The 23351-nt window shown below is 60.6% G+C and carries 16 protein-coding genes; 10 read left to right on the top strand and 6 right to left on the bottom strand.

Annotated elements, in window-relative coordinates; translation table 11 throughout:
- Nucleotides 1-66 precede the first annotated feature (66 nt).
- Nucleotides 67-1275, bottom strand: a complete 1209-nt coding sequence (locus J7302_RS03200; RefSeq protein WP_215370101.1) for an ammonium transporter — start codon at nucleotides 1273-1275, stop codon at nucleotides 67-69.
- Nucleotides 1276-1627: 352 nt separating this feature from the next.
- On the opposite strand from J7302_RS03200, the gene J7302_RS03195 reads away from it, so the two are divergent.
- From J7302_RS03195 to J7302_RS03170, 6 genes are all read left to right on the top strand, one after another.
- Entirely contained in the window at nucleotides 1628-1942 is a 315-nt protein-coding gene (locus J7302_RS03195) for a DUF883 family protein (RefSeq protein ID WP_215370098.1), read from the top strand.
- Between the two features lie 2 nt (nucleotides 1943-1944).
- Nucleotides 1945-2334: a phage holin family protein gene (locus tag J7302_RS03190; RefSeq protein WP_215370094.1), complete on the top strand. Its 390-nt coding sequence runs from the start codon at nucleotides 1945-1947 to the stop codon at nucleotides 2332-2334.
- On the top strand, nucleotides 2331-2648 hold the full coding sequence (locus J7302_RS03185; protein ID WP_215370091.1) for a hypothetical protein: 318 nt from the start codon (nucleotides 2331-2333) through the stop codon (nucleotides 2646-2648). Before J7302_RS03190 ends, J7302_RS03185 begins: the two co-directional genes overlap by 4 nt.
- A 117-nt stretch (nucleotides 2649-2765) precedes the next feature.
- The gene (locus tag J7302_RS03180) at nucleotides 2766-3938 is read left to right on the top strand and encodes an EAL domain-containing protein (protein WP_215370088.1); all 1173 of its coding nucleotides are present in this window, start codon (nucleotides 2766-2768) and stop codon (nucleotides 3936-3938) included.
- A gap of 62 nt (nucleotides 3939-4000) precedes the next feature.
- A complete protein-coding gene (locus J7302_RS03175) occupies nucleotides 4001-5332 on the top strand; it encodes a deoxyguanosinetriphosphate triphosphohydrolase (RefSeq protein WP_215370085.1) in 1332 nt (443 codons plus the stop codon).
- A 31-nt stretch (nucleotides 5333-5363) separates the two neighbouring features.
- Nucleotides 5364-6425 (top strand): FUSC family protein, encoded by a 1062-nt coding sequence (locus J7302_RS03170; protein ID WP_215370083.1) that lies wholly within the window; start codon nucleotides 5364-5366, stop codon nucleotides 6423-6425.
- Nucleotide 6426: 1 nt separating this feature from the next.
- On the opposite strand, the gene J7302_RS03165 is transcribed toward J7302_RS03170, so the two are convergent.
- Both J7302_RS03165 and J7302_RS03160 read right to left on the bottom strand, forming a co-directional pair.
- Nucleotides 6427-10041 (bottom strand): ATP-binding protein, encoded by a 3615-nt coding sequence (locus J7302_RS03165; protein ID WP_215370080.1) that lies wholly within the window; start codon nucleotides 10039-10041, stop codon nucleotides 6427-6429.
- Nucleotides 10042-10049: 8 nt separating this feature from the next.
- Nucleotides 10050-10718, bottom strand: a complete 669-nt coding sequence (locus tag J7302_RS03160; protein ID WP_251701861.1) for a response regulator transcription factor — start codon at nucleotides 10716-10718, stop codon at nucleotides 10050-10052.
- A 340-nt stretch (nucleotides 10719-11058) separates the two neighbouring features.
- Between J7302_RS03160 and J7302_RS03155 the strand changes: the two genes are divergently transcribed.
- The 3 genes from J7302_RS03155 (at nucleotide 11059) to J7302_RS03145 (ending at nucleotide 15744) form a co-directional block, all read left to right on the top strand.
- Nucleotides 11059-12258, top strand: a complete 1200-nt coding sequence (locus tag J7302_RS03155) for an EAL domain-containing response regulator (RefSeq protein ID WP_215370073.1) — start codon at nucleotides 11059-11061, stop codon at nucleotides 12256-12258.
- 28 nt (nucleotides 12259-12286) lie between these two features.
- A complete protein-coding gene (locus J7302_RS03150; protein ID WP_349814418.1) occupies nucleotides 12287-12673 on the top strand; it encodes a response regulator in 387 nt (128 codons plus the stop codon).
- A 104-nt stretch (nucleotides 12674-12777) separates the two neighbouring features.
- The gene (locus tag J7302_RS03145) at nucleotides 12778-15744 is read left to right on the top strand and encodes an HD domain-containing phosphohydrolase (RefSeq protein WP_215370062.1); all 2967 of its coding nucleotides are present in this window, start codon (nucleotides 12778-12780) and stop codon (nucleotides 15742-15744) included.
- A 56-nt stretch (nucleotides 15745-15800) separates the two neighbouring features.
- On the opposite strand, the gene J7302_RS03140 is transcribed toward J7302_RS03145, so the two are convergent.
- Nucleotides 15801-16142 carry a YggL 50S ribosome-binding family protein gene (locus J7302_RS03140; protein ID WP_215370058.1) on the bottom strand — a complete coding sequence of 114 codons (342 nt, stop codon included), beginning with the start codon at nucleotides 16140-16142 and terminating at the stop codon, nucleotides 15801-15803.
- A gap of 237 nt (nucleotides 16143-16379) precedes the next feature.
- On the opposite strand from J7302_RS03140, the gene dacB reads away from it, so the two are divergent.
- Nucleotides 16380-17840 carry a D-alanyl-D-alanine carboxypeptidase/D-alanyl-D-alanine endopeptidase gene (gene dacB / locus J7302_RS03135; RefSeq protein ID WP_215370054.1) on the top strand — a complete coding sequence of 487 codons (1461 nt, stop codon included), beginning with the start codon at nucleotides 16380-16382 and terminating at the stop codon, nucleotides 17838-17840.
- 41 nt (nucleotides 17841-17881) lie between these two features.
- On the opposite strand, the gene J7302_RS03130 is transcribed toward dacB, so the two are convergent.
- Together J7302_RS03130 and rlmKL are read right to left on the bottom strand one after the other, a co-directional pair.
- Nucleotides 17882-20662, bottom strand: coding sequence for a sensor domain-containing diguanylate cyclase (locus tag J7302_RS03130; protein WP_215370051.1), 2781 nt, complete (start codon nucleotides 20660-20662; stop codon nucleotides 17882-17884).
- A 151-nt stretch (nucleotides 20663-20813) separates the two neighbouring features.
- The gene (gene rlmKL, locus J7302_RS03125) at nucleotides 20814-23000 is read right to left on the bottom strand and encodes a bifunctional 23S rRNA (guanine(2069)-N(7))-methyltransferase RlmK/23S rRNA (guanine(2445)-N(2))-methyltransferase RlmL (RefSeq protein ID WP_215370049.1); all 2187 of its coding nucleotides are present in this window, start codon (nucleotides 22998-23000) and stop codon (nucleotides 20814-20816) included.
- Nucleotides 23001-23351 lie beyond the last annotated feature (351 nt).

The following is a 23351-nucleotide window of genomic DNA, read 5'->3' as shown; positions in this document are numbered from 1 at the left end:
GCTTTTCATGGCTAAAGTGTGGTGCGAAGCACGGAATCAATGATCGCGCATTCGCCTCATACCTCCTCAATCCTGAGACGTTGCACCAATCTTGTGGATCGACACGTCCGCGCCGTAGTACTCCTCCTCCTGGCTCAGGCGAATACCAACAAGCGCCTTGAGCAGGCCATATACGGCAAAGCCGCCTACCAGCGCCACCAACACTCCCATCGCAGTGCCAATAAGCTGGCTGGCCAGGCTTACTCCGCCAATTCCACCCAGAGCCTGCTGACCGAAGATGCCGCAGGCGATGCCGCCCCAAACACCGCACAGGCCATGTAAAGGCCAGACACCCAGCACATCGTCAAGCTTCCACTTCACCTGAGTGGCGGTGAACGCCCAAACAAACAACCCCCCAGCAATTGCGCCCGTGACCAGCGCTCCCACCGGGTGCATCAGGTCGGAACCCGCACAGACCGCAACCAAACCAGCCAGTGGGCCATTGTGCAGGAAGCCCGGGTCATTGCGCCCCACCACCAGGGCCGCCACCGTGCCCCCGACCATCGCCATCAACGAGTTGACCGCCACCAGGCCACTGACGCCCTGCAGCGTCTGGGCACTCATCACATTGAAGCCGAACCAGCCCACGATCAGGATCCAGGAGCCTAGCGCGAGAAACGGGATGTTCGACGGCGCGAAGGCCACCAGACGCCCTTCGCGGTAGCGACCATTGCGGTGACCGAGGAGGACGACGGCTGCGAATGCCAACCAGCCACCAACGGCATGCACGACCACGGAACCGGCAAAGTCATGGAAGTTCGCGCCGAACTGGGCGGTAAGCCATTCCTGTACCCCGTAATTGCCGTTCCAGATCATGCCCTCGAAGAAGGGATAGACGAACGCGACGATCAGCAAGGTGGCGCCGAGCTGCGGATAGAACTTCGCGCGTTCCGCGATCCCCCCCGAGATGATGGCCGGGATGGCCGCCGCGAATGTGAGCAGGAAAAAGAACTTGACCAGTGCATAGCCATGATCGGCGCTCAGTACCGAGGCAGGCTCGAGGAAGGTTACGCCGTAGGCGATCCAGTAACCGACAAAGAAATAGGCCAGCGTCGATACAGCAAAGTCGGAGAGGATTTTCGACAGCGCATTGACCTGGTTCTTCTGACGAACCGTGCCGACTTCGAGAAAGGCGAATCCGGCGTGCATCGCCAGCACCATCACGGCGCCGATCAGGATGAACAGAGTGTTGGAGCCATGCATCAGCGTGGCTACGGCACTATTGAGGTTTTCCATTGATGAAGACTTCTCCGGCAGCGGAAAAAAGCACCAAAGCAGTTCGAATCGAGCCATTCACGCACCATCCTGAAGCAATACCACACCAGAAAGCCTCCACCGCCTTGGCCATACTGGTGCAGCATCACTTGCGGAACGACAGTTAAAAACTGCTTTTTTCTATATTTTTCAATTGACTAGACTGAAAATGCTCCGGCTTTCAGGCCGCATCCAACGCCCCAATCAAGCGCACATTCAGCTAATCGCGCACCAGGGCGATGCAAGCGCTGTACCAGTTGAACTGACGAAAATCAAAGTGAACCCAGGCGAAACTCCTACACTCATAAACCTGAGTCCTACAAGGAGATTTGCCATGGAACGTAAGACCACAAACCAAGTCCAGGATGACCTGCTGACCGAATTCCAGGCCCTGGTAAGCGATACCGAGAAGCTCCTGCAACATACCGCCGGCCTCGCCGGCGACCAGGCAGACCAACTGCGCCTGCAAATCCACGAGAGCCTCAAACGAGCGCGCGAAACCCTGCGTGACGCGGAAGGCGCCCTGCGCGAACGAGGCAAGGCTGCGGTAGACGCCACCGAAGGTTATGTGCAGGAACACCCGTGGCAAAGCATCGGGATATCGGCAGGAATTGGCTTTCTGCTCGGCCTGCTGGCCGCCCGGCGCTGAACATGAGCGAAGGTACCGAATCCGCCCAGGCGACGGGGCGCGCGCCCTCGCCAGGGCGTTTATCCGGCGCGCTTCTTGGCTTGCTGCATGGCCACGTGGAGCTGTTCGGCATCGAGCTGCAGGAACAGAAGGCCAACACGGTCAAATTACTGCTGTTTGCCGGCCTGACGCTGATCTTCACGCTGTTGCTGCTGATTGGCGCTTCCGCACTGGTTCTGGTGTTGGCCTGGGACACCTGGCGTCTGGAGGCACTGGTCGGCCTCTGCCTGGTCTTTGCAATCGCCACCCTCTACTGCGGGCTGCGCCTGAAGGCTTCGGTCGACGACGAATCCTCGCCGTTCAGCGCAACCCTGGAAGAGTTGGCCAATGACCGGGAGCGCCTGCTGCCATGAGTATCCCGGAACTGCCACGTAACGCATCCCGTCGCGAGATGCGCAAGGCTCTGGTGCGGCTGCGCCTGGAGTTGCATCGACAGGAATTGCGCCACGAGTCGTTGAAGCTGACCCAGCCGCTACGCCAGGTTCGCGACTTCACCCACAAGCTCGACCTTCCCCATGCACCGCTATGGGGCATGGCGGCCGTGGCCGCTCTGGGCTTTCTGGCGGCACGCAAAGGCAGTCTGAAGCGAGGACTGAGCCTGGGGGGCGCCCTGATTCCTTTGCTCGCAGCCCTCCTCAGCAAGGCACCAACGGGTCGGCAGGACTAGACCAGGCTTAAGCCTCTGGCGACTGGCCACATTCTTGCTACAGGAGTGCGGCCCGTTGCCGGGCACTTTCCCCTGCTCCCCTTGCAGCTCGCCATTGCCATTCACTAAGGAGTCAACGTGATCGATGGGCAGCCATTGGCCTGTTTCCAGCCCTTCATCGATACCGCCACGGGACTCATCGCCGGCGTAGAAGCCCTGGGTCGGCTGCGCCAGTCCGATGGCCGGCTGGAATCAGTGGGCCCTTTGTTCAGCGGGGCCAGGCTTTCGCCCTCGGCGTTGCGCAGGCTAGACCGACAGCTACGCGACGATGCCTTGGAGCGCCTGCACCTAGCGCCAGATGACTGGTTTCTGGGCCTGAACATTTCCCCACTCTGGATCAGCCGCCTGCGCCCCGGGCAAAAACTTCCCAGCCTCCAGCAGCTTGAGCGCAGTGGCATTTCCGCCCAGCGCATCCTGTTTGAAATCACCGAGCTGGGCGGCGACATCCAGCGCCTGGTCGACGTGGTTTCACGTTATCGCGAAGCCGGAGCGAGAGTCGCCATCGATGATTTCGGCGCCGGATACTCCCAGCTGGATCGAGTACTGGCGCTGCGGCCGGACATCCTCAAGCTCGACATGCGCTTGTTCCAAGCAGCTGCTCGCGGCGGCCCGAGCAGTGAGGTGGTGAAAGCGCTAGCGCAAATGGCCGAGAAAACCGGCTGCTGGATCATTGCCGAAGGGGTTGAGACAGAAGCCGAACTTGATTTCGCCCTGGAATGTGGCGCTCGTTATGTCCAGGGCTTCCTGTTCGCGGGGCCGCAGCGGGAGTTCTTCGCAGCCGATGCCTTCGTCCAGCGCTTCGCGCACCTGCGCGATCGCTACGTGCAACGCAAGCTGGCCGAACGTGCCAACCTCATGGCGCTGCGCAAGAGCCTCAATGAACTGATGGGCATGCTACGCCATTGGGCCGAGTGCAACGCCCCCAGCACTGACCTGGCCGCGCCAGCCGCCTACCCCTGGCTGTTGCGCGTCTACCAATGCGATAGGCACGGCACCCAGTTGACCCCCAACCTGCACTGGCAAAAAGACACGTGGCGAGAGGACAGTCGCTACCTGGGCCACAATTGGTCGTGGCGCCCGTACTTCTACCAACTCCTTGCCGAAGGCTGGGAAGAGCGCCGCCTCATGCTATCAAGCACCTATCGCGATGCCACCACCAACCAGTACTGCCTGACGGCGGGCCAATTCATCGACGACGGCCGTCGCCTGCTGTTGGTGGATGTTGACGCAGCTGCCCTAGCAGCCGACTGAGCTGCACGCACGGGGCTTGGGTTACAGTAGGGTCTTCAGCCACTGAACGGCGAGGAACGGCCTTGGACTGGCAGACACTGCTCACTCGCGAACGTCTCGGCAAACCGGTGCACAGTACCGATGAGCTGGGCCGCAGCCCCTTCCACAAAGATCATGACCGCATCATCTTCTCCGGCGCCTTTCGCCGCCTGGGCCGCAAGACCCAGGTCCACCCGGTCTCCAGCAACGACCACATCCACACGCGCCTGACCCACTCGCTGGAGGTCAGCTGCGTAGGTCGCTCGCTGGGGATGCGCGTGGGTGAAGTCCTGCGCGACACACTGCCGGACTGGTGCGCTCCGTCAGACCTCGGCGTCATCGTGCAATCCGCCTGCCTGGCCCACGACATCGGCAATCCGCCCTTCGGCCATTCCGGCGAGGATGCCATTCGTCATTGGTTCCAACAGGCCGCCGGGCGTGGCTGGCTCGACGCCATGAGCGAGGCGGAGCGCGCCGACTTCCTCAGTTTCGAGGGTAATGCGCAAGGGTTGCGCGTCCTCACTCAGTTGGAGTACCACCAATTCGACGGCGGAATGCGCCTTACCTACGCAACGCTCGGCACCTACCTGAAGTACCCCTGGACCTCCCGTCACGCTGAGGCCCTTGGCTACAAGAAGCACAAATTCGGCTGCTACCAGAGCGAACTCCCGCTGCTTGAGCAGATCGCCAACAAGCTGGGCCTACCGCGCCTCGTCGAACAACGCTGGGCACGGCATCCACTGGTCTATCTGATGGAGGCCGCTGACGACATCTGCTATGGCCTGATCGACCTTGAGGACGGCCTGGAGATGGGCCTGCTGGACTACGCGGAAGTGGAGGCACTGCTACTCGGTCTGGTCGGTGACGACCTGCCAGAGACCTACCGCCAGCTCGGCCCGAAGGACTCGCGCCGGCGCAGGCTCGCAATCCTCCGCGGCAAGGCCATTGAACACCTGACCAATGCCGCTGCACGTGCATTCGTAGAGCAGCAGTCCGCGCTTCTGGACGGCAGCCTGCCGGGCGACCTGGTTGAGCACATGCATGGCCCGGCAAAACACTGCGTCCTCAAAGCCAAGGCCATCGCCCGCGAAAAGATCTTCCAGGACAAACGCAAGACCCTCCACGAGATCGGCGCCTACACGACCCTGGAGGTACTCCTCAACGCTTTCTGCGGAGCCGCATTGGAGCAGCATGGTGGACGTACGCCCTCGTTCAAGCACCAGCGGATTCTCGACCTCCTCGGCAACAATGCACCCGACCCAGGCTGGCCGTTGTACACGTCCTTCGTGCGGATGATCGATTTCATCGCCGGGATGACCGACAGCTACGCTACCGAAATGGCTCGGGAAATGACCGGACGCTCGAGTCCTTTCTGATGCAAGCCGCTACGGTAGGAAGTCATTGCTGATGAGAAACCTGATCAGACAAAGCCTGCACTGGCATGCCGGCCCACCGGCCTGGGGCGCTGCCTTGATCGCAGGTATGGGCTGCGGACTGCCCTTGTTGCTAGGGCTTTTCACCAGCCATAGCGGATTTCTCTGGGTCGCCACTGGCGCCTTTCAGGCCTCCCTGGCCAATCCCCTGCATCGCCTTGGGATGTTGCGCATGCTGCTGCTGACGAGCCTGGGAGCAACTAGCGCCGGGATCGGCTACTGGTCTGCAAGCCACCCTGTCCTCAGTCTGGTGACCTTCGCGACGTTCGGCCTGCTGCTCGCGCTACTGCAACGCCTGGGCAATGAATTCGGCAAACTGGGGGCGGGCCTGGCTGCCTGCCTCTGCCTGGGTCAGGGCCAGGCGGGCATCGGCAATCTGCACAACGGCCTGGCAGTCGGGGCGTTGTTTGCAATCGGTGGCCTGCTGGTCATGCTCCTGGCTTTCACCCTGCGCGCCTCCCACGGCCTGCGACTGTGGCCATTGCTGCCTCGCCTGCGCGGCCTTACCAAGGTCTTGAGCCGACATATCCACCGCCAATCCCAACGCCTATGGCTGATCCACGCCCTGGCCTGCAGCCTGGCAGGAGCGATGGCCGGGCTTGCAGTGAGCCTGTCCGACCTACCGCGCGGTTATTGGTTGACGCTAACCGTGCTGAGTACATTGCAGATGAACCACTCGATGAGCCTTGTGCGCGGCATCCAGCGTTGTTGCGGCAGCCTGATCGGCGCAGTGATGCTGATCGGGCTGGGGCAATGGCTTCAAACCCCGGGCATGCTAGTGGCCTTCATGCTGCCGCTGATCATCCTGAGTCGTGCTTTCATTGCCCAGCACTATGGCCTTTTCGTGGTGCAGACGACCGTCTGCTTCGTATTGCTGGCCGAAAGCCTTGCGCAGGATTGGGACCTGCCCGAATTGCGTCTATACAACACACTCCTGGGAGCCGCATTGGCCTTGCTGGTGTCCTTCCTGGCCCATAAGACGCAGCAACGATGGGGTATGCCAAATCCTTCGCGCAGTGAGCAGGCAAGTAACTGACTTAGATTTCGAGACGCGCCAGGAGAGCCACTTGCAGAGCCGCCAGCGTTTCGCGAACGGCCTCGCCCAGCCTCCGCAACTCGTCCTCTCCTGCATTCAGGGTGTGTGCCTGGCTGTAGCCGATGCAGAGATCGATCAGGGGCTGGGCCGCAATCAGCTGGACAGCCCCTTTGATCCGGTGAACGAGTTGCTCCAGCCCGGCCCAGTCACCGGCCAGCAATAGTGCATCGAACAACGCAGCATCGGCTTCGTTGGTCCGATGCAGTTCGCTGAGCAGTGTTCTGGCCAACTCGGCCGAACCACCAGTCACGCTATCCAATAGTGCCAGATCGATACTGAAATTTTCTGCTTTCGGAAAATCCGGCAGCTCGGCCTGCGAATGGTCCTGCAGGAAGCGGCGAAGCGTGTCCAGCCCAATCGGTTTGAACAGACAGTCATTCATTCCGGCTTCCCGACAACGCTCCCGCTCCTCTGGCTGCGCATTAGCGGTCAACCCTACGACCTGGCAAGGCGTCACACCGCTCCGAGTCTCACGTTCGCGAATCAGACGAGCCAGTTCATATCCGTTCTTCACAGGCATATTGCAGTCGGTGATCACCAGATCGAATGCACCGGGCTGCCAGCGCTGTGCTGCTTCCTGGCCATTCCCGGCCTGCTCGGTTACATGGCCGAGAAACTCCAGTTGCTGGAGCAACAGAAGTCGGTTGGCCGGATGGTCATCGACAACCAGTATCCGCAACGGTTTCTGGCTAGCCGCTTCGGACTCCGCAGCAGGCACAGCTGCGGATGTCGGGTTCAGCCGCGGGAGCTCGAGCTGAACGGAAATTCGCGTCCCGACTCCTGGCGTGCTGTGCAGGACCAGCCGACCATTCATCATCTCCACAAGCCTGCGACAGATGCTCAGGCCGAGGCCGGTACCGCCCTGGTCCGCAGTCATACCGTCTGCTAACTGGGTGAATGGCTGGAACAGGCGCTTCTGGTCTTCCGGTGAGATCCCGATACCGCTGTCTTCTACTGCAACGATCAAGCTTACCCGCCGCTCGTCCAGAGCCTCGACGTGGGAACTCACCGAGACACCACCTCGTTCGGTGAACTTGATGGCATTGCTGATCAGGTTCGAGAGGATTTGCTTGAAGCAGAGCGGATCGAGCAAGACATCATCCTTGCAGTCGTGCTCGAGCCACAGGTCCAGCTCCAGGCCCTTCTGCTGAGCCAGCCCTTCGAAAACCCGAACCACGAACTCGACCACTGCCCTTGGAGAAGTTGCCTTGGGATCAAGCACCATGCGCCCGGATTCAATCTTAGCGATATCGAGAATGTCGCCGATCAAGGCCAGCAAGGAATGAGCTGCTTCCTGAGCCACCAGGATCGCCTCCCGATCAAGACCACGCTCTCGCATCAGAGCCAACTCGAGCATCCCGGTAATGGCATTTAGTGGCGTACGTATCTCGTGGCTCATGGTGGCGAGGAATCGGCTCTTCGCCACATTGGCGGACTCAGCCTGGTCCTTTGCCTTTTGCAGCTCCGCCATCAATCGATGGCGCTCGGTGATATCGACCCAGCCGCAAATGAGCCCACGAGGATCCTGCTGCGAGGTTCGATAAGGAATAGCCCAGTACGAGACGTGCCGAGTCTGCGATCCGACCTGCAGTACCCCGTCACCAAACATCGCCGTGCCGCCCAGCAGCGCCCTGCGATCGAGGTCCCCCAGTTGCGCCAGAGCCCCATCACCCAGCCCAGAAAACTCACCCAGCGTCTTGCCTAGCAAACGCTCCCGCGGCAGGCCAAGAGCCTCGGCAAAACTCAGGTTGCAGGTAACTGTTCGCCCCTCAAGGTCACGCACCAGCAGCGGATACGGAATGCCGTCAATCAGCGCCCTCTTGAACTCCAGCTGATCATTCAAGTGGCGAGCATTGCGCTCCCGCCGAACCACCTGCCGACGCAGGCGATAGGCCCATATGACGAACAGCAATGACAGCAGCGCACAGGCGACGACCAACCAGTAGAAGCGCGTTTCGTATTCGGCCCATGTGCTCTCGGCTACTTCGGCGCTCGTGTACCAGCGATTGACGATGTTGCCGATCTCATCAGGTGAGATGGAGAGCAGCGCCTTGTCCAGGATACTTTGCAGTTCAGGCTTGTCGCGCACCACGGAAAACACGTATCGGGCAGGATCACGACCGATCGTATCGGCGATGCGCAGCTTCTCCGGGTAATACCGACTGATCAGAAAGGTCGCAGAAACCATCGAGTGTATCGCGGCATCCGCCCTGCCATCCGCCACACGGGAAAGCGCCTGGATTCCGGTGTCGACCTCGAGCAGCCGTATTTGCGGGTGCTTCTCTCTCAGGAATTCGACGAGTGCGTGTCCCTTCGGAATAGCCAGAACATGCCCCCGAAGCTGGTCCAGGCTTCTGGTATTCGTGTCCGCATTACGTACGACCAACACCGTACTGCTGCTGAAATAGGGGCGTGTTACCGCGAGAAACTCGCTGCGCGAGGTCGTGGAAACCAAGGTTGCGGAAAAGTCACTACTGCCCTCGCGCAGACTGCCAAGCATATCGACCAGGCTGGCACTTTCGACCACTTCAACTTCCAGCCCGGTCCGCAGACGAACCAGTTCCAGCAAATCAGCGACTATCCCGCGAAAGCGTTTATCGGCATTGAAAAAGGTCAACGGTGCGAAGGAGCTATCCACCACCAGGCGCGCAGGTCCATTGTGCTCAATCCATTCGACCTCGCGCTTGGAGAGCTGCAAACTCGCGTCCTCCAGCGACATGCTGGTCGCTCCTCCCCATCGGCGCAGGATCCCTGCATGCTCAACCTCGGGAATTGCCTCAATGGTGAGATCAAGGATGCGTTTGAGGCGATGGTTGCCGGCTGCAAGCGAGAAGCTGACACCCTTGCCATCGTATCCGGCGAAGTTCGTCATTCGCACGCTCACCAGATAGCCCTGGCTGATCAAATAGTTGGCGGTGATCGCGTCACCGATGAATACGTCACTCCGATCGAAGGCCACCGATTGTAGGGCCGCGCGGACAGACCCATACACGATGACCTCGGCATCCGGGTAAAGCCGGTGGAGTTCATCGAGATTCGCTCCATCTTCTGAAACGGCCAGGCGCATGCCAGCACGCTGTTCACCAGCGGCAAGCCGGTCGTCGATGCGCATCACCATGACCGGCTGATGCTGAACATAAGGCACGGTCTGGATTAGCCCGGGACTGGCGGCATCCCCCTCGAGACTGCTACCGAGTACATCGATACGCCCTGAGCGAAGCGCGTTACGTGCAGACTCGCGATCAGGAAAGCGCACTATCTCGGGCCTCAGGGACAATGCACGACTGATGAGCTGCAGATAGTCGGCGGTCAGCCCCTCATACTGCTGACCACTGGCGGTAATGTCGAATGGGGGCAGGTCCGGTTCGACGACGCCTATTCGCAGCGCGCCCTTGCCGCGCAGCCACTGGAAATCATAATCATCTAACTGAACCGAGAGGTCGGGCAGATCGGAGCGACCGAGCAGCTTCAGTGAAATGTCCCCAGCCGCGCCGTACGATGTACCGAAGAGGCAGAAACAGCAGATCAGCCCTCCAATCAAGTGTGCATAACGCATCGACTTAGTCAGGCCAACGCGTTGCGATTGGCGAACTCCACCAGCTCGATCAATGTGCGAGCATTGAGCTTGAGTAGCAAACGCGTCTTGTAGGTGCTGACCGTCTTGTTGCTGATGAACATTTCCTCGGCAATTTCCTTGTTGCTATAGCCGTTGGCGAGGAACTTGAGAACGACCAGCTCTCGATCGGACAGCCTTCCGATGAGATCCGTCTCATTAGGCAGTCCCATCTGGCGCTTACCGGACTTGATCACATCGCTTGGAAAGTAGCTGTAGCCGGAAAGCACGGCCCGGACGGCGGAGGTCAGTTCCGCGAGATCACCCTCCTTGCAGACGAAACCAGCAGCGCCGGACTGCATGCAGCGGGTGGCGTAATGGGCAGGGTTCTGCCCAGTCAACACCAGAACGCGCACCGGCATTTCCAGAGAACTCAGCCGCGAGATGACATCCAGCCCACCCAGTTTTGGAATGCCGATGTCCAGCACTACCAGATCCGGCAGGTGTTCCCGAGCCAAGGCAATGGCATCGACACCGTTGTCCGTCTCCGCGACGACGTCATAACCCTCGCGATTCAGCAGCAGGCGTACGGCGAGCCGGATGACAGGGTGATCATCGACGATCACGATCTTGCTGACGGTTTCGCCTCCTTGCTCGAGAAAATCATCCAGATTGACCAGTTTGCTCACGGCAGCTCTCCCTTGGCTCGCGATTGAAGCCTGCCAAGATAGAGATGCAGGTGACGCTGTCGAGTGCCCGGAGGCGCCGCCTGACGCTTTCAGGAATAGCCCTACCCAATCTTAGGGATACGCCTACAGGAGTGCCTTCATTAACGACTCAAGCCACATCCTGACGTGAGAGATAAGTACTGCTCTGCCGTTAGTCTTGCACTCGAGAAATCGGACCAGAAAGAACAATGCAAAGACCGTTCGCACTCCTCCGTCAGATTCACCCTACTGCACCAAATCAGGATGCCCCCGAGAATACGCCCTCCACTTCCTAGCCCCAGAATGACCTTCCATGTCATCGCTTCGCATCCTGGTCCTGGAGGACCATCCATTCCAGCTACAGGTCGCGGCGCAACAGTTGAGAGCCCTTGGCCACCCTCAGCCGATTTGCGCGGTTGATGGTAATTCGGCGCTAGCCAGCCTGGCCCGGCACGGATCCGTCGACATCGCCCTCTGCGACATCCAGAAGCCGGGCATGGACGGATTGAGCTTTCTATGCAAGGCAGCGGAAATAGGCGCAATCCGTGCCGTGGCCCTGCTTGGTGAGCTGGCCCCTGATCTTCGCCACTCAGTTTGGCAGCTTGCCGAACTGCTCGGTGTGCAGGTTCTGGGCGATCTGGGAAAACCACTGGCACTGGACGGATTGCGCAGGATGCTCGGCCGATACGAAGCTAGGCATGTGCCAACGCCAGCCGTCCCCGCTGCCGGAATACCCTCGTTGAATGAAGCAAAGCGCGGCTTGGCCGAGGATCAATTCGTGCCTTATTACCAACCGAAGGTCGATCTGCACACCTTGAGTCCGGTTGGCGCAGAAGTCTTGGTGCGCTGGCGACACCCTGGCCTGGGTCTACTAGCCCCCTCCAGTTTCCTGCCCTTGATTGAACGCGGCGGCGAGATGCCAGCGTTGACGTATCGTTTGCTGGACTCGGTGCTCACATTTGTGCAGTCGCAGGAGCCCACCCGAAGGTTGCCGCTGGCAATCAACTTCAATCCCCGACTGTTGGATGACCCTGACCTGCCATCGCACCTGAAGCAGCGTTTGGACTACTTTGGCCTTCCAGCCTCGACACTGAATATAGAGATCACCGAGAACGGATTGGCCGAAGCGCCCGCCACCGGCCTGGAAAACCTGCTGAAGCTGCGCCTCATGGGATGCTCTGTATCCATTGACGACTTCGGCACCGGCACCTCATCACTCCAGCGCTTTTGCCAAATACCCTGCAACGAGATCAAATTGGACGCATCGTTCGTCCAATCCATGGACCATAACCTCCGCAGCAAAGCCGTTCTCAGCAGTACCCTGATGCTCGCGCGTTCGCTCAACTTGAATGTGGTCGCCGAGGGCATCGAAAACGAGTCCCAGCTCCATTATCTGCGCGCCCTCGGTTATCCCCAGGGCCAGGGCTACCTGTTCGGCCGCCCGATGCCGGCCAACGACTTCGTCCGCTGGCTCCAAGAGCAAAACGGCCCCACCCAATCGCTGGAGGGTTAGGCAGATGCCCGCTGCCAAGAGCGATCGTGTGGTCAAGCTGGAAGTTCTCGTGGTCGAGGACCATCCCTTTCAGTTAATTGCCGTCGAGATGCTGCTCAATCAGCCCGGGGACATCCGCCTGACGCAAGCCATGAACGCCCACGAGGCGCGCCAGGCCTGCCGAGAACATCAGGCGCCCTTCGATTTGCTGCTCTGCGACCAGCGACTTCCAGACTCGTACGGCTTGGAGCTGTTGGAAGAGCTTTTCTGCCACGGCCATATACACCACGGCATCATTCTGAGCAGCGCCACGGATGACGAACTGGATCAGCTCGCCGACCGGGCTAAAAGCCGTCGCCTGCCGCTCCTGGCCTGCCTTCCCAAGCCGCTCGATCTTAACCAGTTCAAGGCACTGACCGCGCAACTCCTCGGCTGAAGCGGCCCTGCATCGATTTTGCTGGCAAAGCCACGACAATCGGACGACCGGCCATCTATGCTCCTTCCGTTACCCTCGAGGGAAGGGTTTCAGGAGCGTTCCCCATGCCGCAAAAGCTCACGGAGCACCGTTATCCCCTGCACGTCCACATCAGCGCTCTATTCACCCTGCTGCTGCTGCTCGCTGGGATCGTCCTGGGTCTGTTCAACTACCAACAGACCAGCAAAATCATCCTTTCCAGCAGTGACAAGTTGTTCGAGAAGATCAGCGGTGAGGTCGAAACCGATTTGCGTGACACCTACACACCGATCCATCACCTGCTGAACCTTCTTGCGCTCAATGGCACCAATCAGCAACTGGACACCTCCGAACGCCTGGAACGCCTGCTGCCCCCCCTCGCCCAAGCCCTGCACGACAATCTAAAACTCGCCTCGCTCTACCTGGGCTACGATGATGGCGACTTCTTCATGGTTCGCCCATTGCGCAGCGACACACTGAAGAAAGCGTTCGATGCGCCACCCAATGCGGCCTACCAAGTCTGGAGTATCGAGCGTGACAACCACGCACAAGCCCAGTCACAAACGCTGCTCTACGATGCGGACCTGAACCTGATCGCTCGCCGACAGTCGCCCCAGGAGCGCTTCGACCCACGGGGCCGCCCATGGTTCTATACCGCGCTGGAAAGCGAAGGGACAATCACCACTGCCCCCTATGTCTTCTTTTCCAGCGGCGCAGTTGGAACCACTCTGGCCCTAGCCGCTGGTGAGGATGCCGTCGTCGCAGCCGACCTGACGCTGGACGACCTGTCGGCGACTCTCGCACGACACAAGGTCACCCCGTCCACCGAAGTCGTGCTGTACCAACCCGATGGCAACGCCGTCGCCTACCCCGATAGCACTAAACTGGTGCAGCAGACCGATGGAACCCCGAGACTAGGAGCCGTTCGCGACCTCAGCGCTCCCCTGGCCGCACTGGTCGGTCTGAAAGCAAGCGATGATCTGCAGACCAGCCTCGAACTGGCCGACCGCCGCTGGGTCGTGTCCCAGAAGCGCTTCCGTCAAGGCGGCCCGGAAGGTCTCTACCTGGCCATCCTCGCCCCTGAAGACGAACTGCTGGTCGATGCCTACCGGATTCGCTGGCAAGGCGCGGTACTGACGCTGGCAATCCTGCTGCTGTGCATCCCGATTGGCTGGCTGCTCTCTCGAGTCCTGGTCAAGCCTTTGAAAGCACTGGTCGACGAGGCCAAGGCGATCCGTAGCTTCGACTTCACGCACCCTGCCCCGGGGCGCTCCCCGGTATTGGAGGTAGATCTGCTGGCCGTGGCCATGGCCCGGATGAAGGAAACCATCGCCCGATTCCACGAGATCGCCGCCAGCCTGTCTGCGGAAAACCGTTTCGAGCCGCTACTACGTCGGGTGCTGAGCGAGACTATCGGAATTAGCGAGGCCTCCGGCGGCCTCATCTACCTGTGCGATAGCCAGACAGGCCACCTTGAGCCGCAAGAGTTACTCATCGCCGAGCGCAAACAGGACCTGGCCGAGCACGGGATCCATGCCCATGCCATCGATGACCCGACGCTGCCTGACTGGCTCCGCCAACCCGCCACAGGAGGCAAGAGCACAGTGCAGTCCATCGGATTCGACCAGGCCGGAGCCCTTCAGCCGTTGCTGCGAACGCTGGAGAGCCCTCGCGTCCACCTGGTCTGCACCGGCCTGCACAACCGCCAGGGTGCCACCGTTGGCGTGTTGGTGCTGCTGCACTGTGATACGGGCGAAGAAGCGAATCCTACGATCCTCAAACCCGAACGCATTGCGTTCATTGAGGCGATATCGGGTGTCGCCGCACTCTGTATCGAAAGCCAGCGGTTGCTGGAAAAGCAGAAACAACTTCTGGATGCCTTCATCCAGCTGATCGCAGGAGCCATCGACGCCAAGAGCCCCTACACCGGCGGCCACTGCCAACGGGTCCCAGAGATCACCATGATGCTGGCGCGCGCTGCCGCTGCCAGTGATGCCCCGGCCTTTCGCGACTACAACCCCAGTGATGAGGAATGGGAGGCTTTGCACATCGCGGCGTGGCTCCATGACTGTGGCAAGGTCACTACCCCGGAATATGTCGTGGACAAGGCCACCAAGCTCGAAACCTTGACTGACCGTATCCATGAAATCCGCACCCGCTTCGAGGTACTCAAGCGCGATGCCTGGATCACCTATTGGAAGGCAATTGCTGGAGGGGCGGATGAAAGCAGCCAGGCCAGACTGCGCAACGAGCTGCTCACAACCCTGGATGAGGAGTTCGCCTTCATCGCCCGTTGCAATCTGGGCGGCGAAGCCATGGCGGAAAACGATCTTGAGCGGCTCAAGGCGATCGCGTCCCGAACCTGGTCGCGCACGTTGGACAATCGACTGGGTGTCTCCTGGGAAGAAGCCCAGCGTATGGGACGGGAGTCGGCAACGCCCCTTCCGGTGGAAGAGCCGTTGCTAGCCGATCGACCGGACCACCTGATGGAGCGCCCCCCTACCGAGCTGATACCGTCAGACAACCCATGGGGATTCAAACTCCAGGTCCCAGCGTACAAGTTCAACCGGGGAGAGCTCTACAACCTATCGATCGGCCGCGGCACCCTGACCGACGAGGAGCGCTACATCATCAATCACCACATTGTGCAAACGATCCTGATGCTCAACCACCTGCCCTTCCCGCCGCACCTTCAAAACGTGGCAGAAATTGCCGGCGGCCATCATGAAAAGATGGACGGCACGGGCTATCCGAAGCGTTTGCGGCGGGACGAAATGAGCCTGCCCGCCAGGATGATGGCGATCGCCGACATCTTCGAAGCACTCACTGCGGTCGACCGTCCCTACAAGAAAGGCAAGACGCTGTCCGAGGCTTTGAACATCATGACCGGCATGTGCAAGGGCGCTCACATAGACCCCGACCTGTTCGGGTTGTTCGTCCGCTCCGGCATCTACCTGGATTACGCGACGCGTTTCCTGCTGCCCGAGCAGATCGACAACGTGGACCACCAGGCAGTCCTGGTCACAGCCGGCCTGGACTCGGCAAACGGATAATAAGTCGCGCACATGAAAAAGGGGCGCCGCGGCGCCCCTTTCATGTGTCTGCACGCTTACGCGTTGACCGGAGTTTCCGGGTACCAGACGTCCATCAGCGGACTCAGGTTGAAGCTGGCCACTTCGTCGTGGCCCTTCTGGAGCCAGGATTCAACCTCGCTACGCTGCACGTCGCTAACTGAGCCACGCTTGCCAAGGCAAACGAAACCATAGTCATGAACGCCGACGAAACCGAGGCCATTGGCCTCGATAGCCTCAACGAGGAAACGCTCGAAGAACGCCATTGCCGCATCAGCGGACATACCTTCCTTGTAGTTCAGGTGGAGCTCGAAACCCAGCTCCTGGAATTCTTCGACGCAAAGCTTCTTGCGCAGGCGGCGGGAACGGTTGGTAGCCATGAGGCAGTCCTCGGAGTTTTTGACGGGCGGCACTCTAGCAGTTTCCGCCGAGACTTGCCCGCCCCAGAGCGTCCTGCCATCAGGACAGCTGAAAGAAATGAATACGCACTGTGTCGAGACCTAAAGCAGCGTCCGCAGGGTTGCGGCATAATGCGCGCTGAATTCCCGAACCACCATGGGAACATTTGCCATGTCATTCTTCTCTGTCACCCGCCCTTGCCGGGAGGGCCATATTTGATGTTCAAGACCATTCGTACCCTGGCATTCGCTGCCCTGATCATTCCCTGTGCCCTGCCTGCCCACGCGGCGCAGGTCAATACCAGCCTGCCAGCCAAGGTGCAGAAGGCCCTCCAGGCCAACAAGATTTCCACGAATTCCCTGTCCCTGGTGACCTTGCCGCTCACCGGCCCAGGCACGCAGACGCTGGTCAATGCCGATCTTTCGGTGAACCCGGCGTCCACCATGAAGCTGATCACCACCTATGCCGCGCTGGAACTGCTGGGCCCCACCCATCAGTGGAGAACCGAGTTCTATACCGATGGTTCGGTCCGCGATGGCGTGCTCAACGGCAACCTGTATCTAAAGGGTGGCGGCGATCCCAAGCTGAACATGGAAAAGCTCTGGCTCCTGATGCGTGATCTTCGCGCCAATGGTGTCCTGAAGGTCACCGGCGATCTGGTGCTGGACCGCAGCCACTTCGTCCACCCGCAGTTGCCCAGTTTCAACGACGATGGTGGCGACGAGAACAAACCATTCCTGGTCGGTCCCGACTCACTGCTGGTCAACCTCAAGGCCTTGCGCTTCATCGCCCGTGCAGAAGGCGGCCGGGTAAACCTGGCCATGGAGCCACCGATCGAGAGCGTCCGCATCGACAATCGCGTCAAGGTCCTCAAGGCCGGCAAGTGCCCGTCCTGGCCCGACGTGCGCTACAACCCCGTGACCGAATTCGACGGCACCACTGTGATTGCCACAGGCAAGCTGCCCGAAGGCTGCAGTGCCCAGACGTACCTGTCGCTCCTCGACCATGCGGGCTACGCCGCTGGCGCAGTGCGCGCGATCTGGAAGGAACTCGGCGGCAGCATTCTTGGCAAGGATCGCGTTGGCGAAGTGCCCAAAGAGGGCAAGTTGCTGGCTCGCGCGTTCTCTCCCGATCTCGTCGAGATCATCCGGGACATCAACAAGTACAGTAACAACACCATGGCGCAGCAGCTGTTCCTCAGCATTGGTGCCCAGTTCCGCACTCAGACCGATGGGGACGACGCCAAGGCAGCCCAGCGGGTCATCCGTAGCTGGCTGGCACGCAAGGGCATCACCGCACCGCATCTGGTGATGGAGAACGGTTCCGGTTTGTCGCGTCAGGAGCGAGTCAGCGCACGGGAAATGGCCACAATCCTGCAGGCCGCCTGGCAGAGCCCCTACGCCGCCGAGTTCATTGCCTCACTACCCCTGGTGGCTATGGATGGCACCATGCGCAAACGCCTGCGCCACACCGCACTGGAAGGGGAAGCACACATCAAGACTGGCACCTTGAACACGGTTCGCGCTATCGCCGGCTACAGTCGCGACAACAATGGCAACACCTGGGCAGTGGTGGCGATCCTCAACGACCAGCGCCCGTGGGGTGCCTCGGCGATCCTCGACCAGGTACTGGTGGATCTCCATCGCCAACCCAAGAGCGTCGCCACCAGCAACCCCTGATGGCTCTGCGGTTGCTTGGAGACCACCGAGCGACCGCTGCATCACTCGGCAATGCGGATCGTATTGCGCCCGGCCTTCTTGGCCGCATAGACGGCTGAATCCACCCGTCGCAACAGGGCATTGGCGCCCTCCCCCTCACGCCAACTGGCACAGCCGAAGCTGGCGGTGACCCGACCGACGCCTGCTACCTCCTCCCGCTCCAGCGTCTGCCACAACGCCTGTGCCAATGACGCTGCCTGCTCGGCGTTGGTATCCGGGCAAAGCACCACGAACTCTTCTCCGCCAAAGCGGCATAACACGTCGATACGTCGCAGACGCTCACCAATCCTCTGGCAAATCACCTTCAGTACCCGATCCCCCACTTCATGTCCGAAGCGGTCGTTCACTTGCTTGAAGTGGTCGACATCCAGCATCACCAGCGCCAACGGCCCCTCACGACGCTGAGCGCGTGCGATCTCTGTATCCAGACGCTCCTGGAAGTAACGCCGGTTGTAGACGCCAGTCAAGGCGTCGGTCACCGACAGTGCCCGCAGTTCCTGCTCGACCAGCTTCAGACCGGTGATGTCGGTGAGATAGCCATGCCAGAGTGTCGTGCCGTCATCGTTGCGCTCGGGCACCGACTCTCCCCGCAACCAGCGCATCCCCTGACGTGGCAACAAGACACGGAAATCCTCGCGCCATGGGGTCAGGTCATTGGCAGAGCGGCGGATCGACTCCTGAACCCGCTCGTTATCGTCCGGGTGGATGCGCTCCATCAAGCGCCGCGCATCATTGCGCACATCCTCCGGCTCGACTTCGAATACTTCCCGGATTCCCGCACTGGTGTAAGGGAAGCAGGCCGAGCCATCCGCCTTCATCCGGCACTGATAGAGAACGCCCGGTACACGCGCACTGAGCTTCTCCAGCAACCGGTCACGAGCCTCCAGCGCCTGCTGGACGCGCTTGCGCTCCGTCACATCGATGGCAATGCCAAGGTAACCCACACGCTCGTTTCGCTCATCCCGCACGCCCGTCAGGATCAGGCTGGCGGTCAGCTCGCTCCCATCACGCCGCAGAAATGTCCACTCGCGCTCGTCATATCGGTCTTCGGCTGTCACCGCTGCCACAAAGTCGAGCATGCTATCGACGGGCTTGCCCAAGCGTCGCCCCAGTTCCCGGCAACGTTGCTCGACTTCGGCGGCCAGATGCAAGTGTTCAGGGTTCTTGCCCAGCATCTCCAACGCCAAATAGCCGAACATGCGCTCGGCACCGACATTGAACTGGAGCACGTTGCCATTGAGATCAGTTGCGATGATCGCCACCTGGGTCGCAGCGTTGAGCAGGCCGCGCAGCTGACCATTGGCCACCGCCAGTTGCAACTCCACCGCCTTGCTGGAGCTGATATCGGTCTGGGTACCAATCATCCGGCGCGGAGCGCCATCGTTGCCCCACTCCATGACTTTGCCACGATCGAGCACCCAGACCCAGTGACCATCCCTGTGCCGCATCCGGTGCTGACTCTGGTAGACGCTGCAAGCCCCCCGCAGATGTCGCTCCAACTCCAACCGCGCCTGGGGCTGGTCCTGTGGGTGGATCAGGCGCGTCCGCGCATCGAGCGTATCGTCAATGTCTTCTTCGCCATAGCCCAGCATCGACTTCCAGGCACGCGAGTAGAAAACCCTCCCGGCCCGGGTATCCCAATCCCAGACACCATGGCCCGCGCCATCCAGGGCGAAGCCCCAGCGCTCCTCGCTGAGTTGCAACTCCTGCTCACGCTCACGCAATGCATGGGTTCGTTCGGCAACTTCCAGCAGTGCACGCTGCCGCTGGTTGATGAGCAGGAACAGATATCCGGCCAGTAACAGGCTGAAGGCCAACCCACTGAACGCGACCAGGCGCGCGGTCGAAAAAGGGCTCGAATCCAGGAAGGATTGACTTGGCATAACCTCCAGCAGGTACTTCCGGTCAGCAAAGGCAATCACCCGATACTCCCGTAACCCGCTCTGCGCAGCCGTTCCGCTCGAGTACAGCCATTGCTCGCCAGCATCGCGGCTGACGTCACTCACTCGCATCACCAGCCTTTCCAGGCTGCTCGGGGCGATCTCGGCCTCCATCTCAAGGCGCAGGCTTAGCACGGCGACCACGTAGCCACGCAAATTGCTCTCGGAGTCCGCCGGGGGATAGAAGACCGGGGCTACCAGGACAAGGCCGTTTGCCTCTTGATCCTGCACACCGAACACCTGAACCCGCTCACTGACGGCAGTGCTGCGACTTTGCCGAGCCTTCTGCAACACGCCGCGCCGGGCAGGAATGGAGTACAGGTCCATGCCCAGCGGCGGCTTGCCGATGCGCGTCGACACACTGAAATAAACCGGGAAGTACTCCGCCCGCTGAGGGCTGACACCCAGGTCACCTCGGCTATCGACATCACGAATGCTGAAGTCGGTGAGCCCCTCGGCACGCGCCATCAGCTCGAAGCGAGCCCGCTCGGCGTGGATGATTCGTGGCACCCAGGAATACGCCAGGGTGTCGCCCAGCATTGGCCCGACAAAGCTCTGGAATTCGTCGCGTTTCACATCGCGGGCGTTACTGAAGAAGCGTTGTACGGCATTGAGCTCTGAGAGCTGGCCGTCCAGGCGCTCCTCGATGCGGCTGATGCGTTCGCTGGCAGCAAGCGTGAAGCGCTCGCGTAACTGCGTCGCCTCGGAACGTCTGACCGCCTCGCTGACCAGCAAGGTCAGGCCCAGCCCCCCCAGCACGGCCAGCAGGCACGCCAGCCATGCCAGCGGGCGGCCGGAAAAACGTGCCGACAGGTTCAGTATTTCCTTCGCAAGCAACCGCATGCTCACTTCTCGGATCTGGGGGTGGAAAGACCGTCCCTGTGAGCATCAACATAGCTAGGTGGTGGCACTTTGCCTAGGAGAAACAGCGGCGTAACACCGCTGCCACCCAGTTGCCGGACGACCGGACCGAGCGGTCATCCGAGTACCGCTGTCAGCGCGTTGTAAAGCGCCACGCCCGGTGGATCTTTGCGTTGCGGGCGAAGTCCGCATCGAGCGTCTGGGCACTGATGTCGGTTACCGAATAACGCAAGGACAAGCCCTCGTCTAACTGGAACTTGCGGAAGTTGTTGGAGAAGTACAACACGCCGCCGGGCGCCAGGCGTGCCATCGCAAGATCGAGCAATTGGACGTGGTCACGCTGAACGTCGAACACGCCCTCCATCCGCTTGGAGTTCGAGAAGGTCGGCGGATCGATGAAGATCAGGTCGTACTCGCCACGGTCCTCGGTCAGCCAGGCCATGACGTCGCCCTGTTGCAGCTTGTGCTTGTCGGAGAAACCATTCAACGCCAGGTTACGACGGGCCCAATCCAGGTAGGTTTTCGACAGGTCGACACTGGTCGTGCTGCGCGCCCCCCCTTTGGCAGCATGGACGCTCGCCGTGGCGGTGTAGCAGAACAGATTGAGGAAGCGCTTGCCGGAAGACTCCCGCTGGATGCGCAGGCGCATCGGCCGATGGTCGAGGAACAGCCCGGTATCCAGGTAATCCGTGAGGTTCACGAGCAGCTTCACGCCGCCCTCACTGACCTCCATGAAGCGCCCTTCACTGCCTTGGCGTTCGTACTGCCGGGTACCGGTCTGACGTTCGCGGCGTTTGACCACCACCCGCGAAGGATCAATGCCGAGTGCCTGGGGGATTGCCGCCAGGGCATCGAGCAGACGCCCCTGGGCCTTCTCCGGATCGATGGAGCGTGGCGGTGCGTACTCTTGGACATGCACCCAATCTCCATAGAGATCTACAGCGAGTGCATATTCCGGCATATCTGCGTCATACAACCGGTAGCAGTCGATGCCCTCACGCTTGGCCCACTTGCCCAACTGCTTCAGGTTCTTCTGCAATCGGTTGGCAAACATCTGGCCACCCTCACTGAGGCGGGCCGGCTCGCTTTGCGTGGACACGCTGCTATCGCTGGAGCTGGCGCCATCGGCGCGGCGGGCACCGGTCACGAACTGCTCGGGCAGTACCTTGAGCAGCAACAGCTTGCAGGGCAGTGCGCCGTTCCAGAACGCGTACTGCTTGTGGCTGCGAATCCCCATACGTTTGCCAAGCTCGGGCGCGCCGGTGAACACCGCAGCTTCCCAGCCCAGGCACGCCTGACGCAGGCGCTCACCAAGGTTCTGGTAGAGGTAGAGAAGGCTGGCCTCATCACCCAGGCGCTCGCCATAAGGCGGGTTGCTGATCACCAGGCCCTTCTGGCTACGATCCGGGCGTGGCTCGAAGGTTGCGAGCTCGCCCTGATAGATTTTCACCCACTCGCCCAGCCCGGCTCTCTCGATGTTGTTGCGCGCAGGCTGGATCAGCCGAGGATCGGCTTCGTAACCACGAATCCAAAGCGGCGGCTGGCTGAGTCCCGTTTCAGCGCGGGCTTCGGCCTCTTCGGCCAGTTTCTTCCAGATCGCCGGAACATGGCCCAGCCAGGCTGAGAAGCCCCAACGTTCGCGCTTGAGGTTTGGTGCGATATCGGCAGCCATCATGGCTGCTTCGACCAGGAACGTGCCGACACCGCACATCGGATCGGCCAGCGCACCGCCCTCGGCGGCAATACGTGGCCAGCCCGCGCGCAGCAGGATCGCCGCTGCGAGGTTCTCCTTCAGCGGTGCGGCGCCCTGCTGCAGTCGGTAGCCTCGCTGATGCAGGCTGTGGCCGGACAGGTCGAGGGAAAGAATCGCCTCCCCCCGCTCGAGGCGCAAGTGCACGCGCAGGTCGGGATTCACCTTGTCGACCTTCGGACGAATGCCTTCAGCCGTCCGCAACCGATCGACGATGGCATCCTTCACCTTGAGGGCACCGAAATGTGTGTTGTCGATGCCTGAGCCGTGCCCGCTGAATTCCACCGCGAGGCTGCCGGCTGGGTCCAGATGCTCTTCCCAGTCCACATCGTGGACACCTTGGTACAGCTCCTCGGCGTTCTCCAGCTTGAAGCGCTTGAGCACCAGCAGGACGCGGTTTGCCAACCGGGACCACAAGCACAAACGATAGGCGGTTTCCAGGTCGCCCTGCCCCCGCACTGCAGCCACCTGCTCACGGACATCCTGTAATCCCAGGCGAGTGGCCTCTTCGGCCAGAAGTCCTTCAAGGCTTTTCGGGCAAGTGAGAAAAAGTTCGTATTGGTCCGACATGGGCGTTTCCAGAACCTCGGGCGATCAGCGGCACAGAAACAGGACTGTGCGGTGAAAAATAGTGTGACGTATGGCCGCAGAATGGCCCTTCGTCGGAAATGAAAATTCCTAATCTCGCTTCGCTGGCGAACTAGCAGATCGACAGCACGCATTCAGCCAGCCCACGTAACCCGCGGCTTTGGCCAGGAAGGAGCGAAAAATCCTTCCTACAGCTTATGGCCGTAACCCTATTTCGGTTACGCCCTTATGACAAATTGATCATTCACAGGCCTGGGTGCATTCGTTAGAAATCAGTCTATGCCGTCGCCGCAAGGGTGACGGCGGGAGACCCGTCACGCCGGCAACGGGCAT

Origin of the sequence: Metapseudomonas boanensis (genome assembly GCF_018704125.1) — a bacterium.
GTDB lineage: Bacteria > Pseudomonadota > Gammaproteobacteria > Pseudomonadales > Pseudomonadaceae > Metapseudomonas > Metapseudomonas boanensis.
The sequence above is the reverse complement of the archived record's forward strand: the minus strand, read 5'-3'. Positions and strand labels throughout refer to the sequence as shown.

What these genes read in the sequence shown, in the direction of transcription:
- J7302_RS03185 (WP_215370091.1), top strand. Translation starts at nt 2,331, where the DNA reads ATGAGTATCCCGGAACTGCCACGTAACGCATCCCGTCGCGAGATGCGC.
- J7302_RS03130 (WP_215370051.1), bottom strand. Translation starts at nt 20,662, where the DNA reads ATGCGGTTGCTTGCGAAGGAAATACTGAACCTGTCGGCACGTTTTTCC.
- dacB (WP_215370054.1), top strand. Translation starts at nt 16,380, where the DNA reads ATGTTCAAGACCATTCGTACCCTGGCATTCGCTGCCCTGATCATTCCC.
- J7302_RS03165 (WP_215370080.1), bottom strand. Translation starts at nt 10,041, where the DNA reads ATGCGTTATGCACACTTGATTGGAGGGCTGATCTGCTGTTTCTGCCTC.
- J7302_RS03195 (WP_215370098.1), top strand. Translation starts at nt 1,628, where the DNA reads ATGGAACGTAAGACCACAAACCAAGTCCAGGATGACCTGCTGACCGAA.
- J7302_RS03140 (WP_215370058.1), bottom strand. Translation starts at nt 16,142, where the DNA reads ATGGCTACCAACCGTTCCCGCCGCCTGCGCAAGAAGCTTTGCGTCGAA.
- J7302_RS03190 (WP_215370094.1), top strand. Translation starts at nt 1,945, where the DNA reads ATGAGCGAAGGTACCGAATCCGCCCAGGCGACGGGGCGCGCGCCCTCG.
- J7302_RS03145 (WP_215370062.1), top strand. Translation starts at nt 12,778, where the DNA reads ATGCCGCAAAAGCTCACGGAGCACCGTTATCCCCTGCACGTCCACATC.
- J7302_RS03200 (WP_215370101.1), bottom strand. Translation starts at nt 1,275, where the DNA reads ATGGAAAACCTCAATAGTGCCGTAGCCACGCTGATGCATGGCTCCAAC.
- J7302_RS03155 (WP_215370073.1), top strand. Translation starts at nt 11,059, where the DNA reads ATGTCATCGCTTCGCATCCTGGTCCTGGAGGACCATCCATTCCAGCTA.
- rlmKL (WP_215370049.1), bottom strand. Translation starts at nt 23,000, where the DNA reads ATGTCGGACCAATACGAACTTTTTCTCACTTGCCCGAAAAGCCTTGAA.
- J7302_RS03170 (WP_215370083.1), top strand. Translation starts at nt 5,364, where the DNA reads ATGAGAAACCTGATCAGACAAAGCCTGCACTGGCATGCCGGCCCACCG.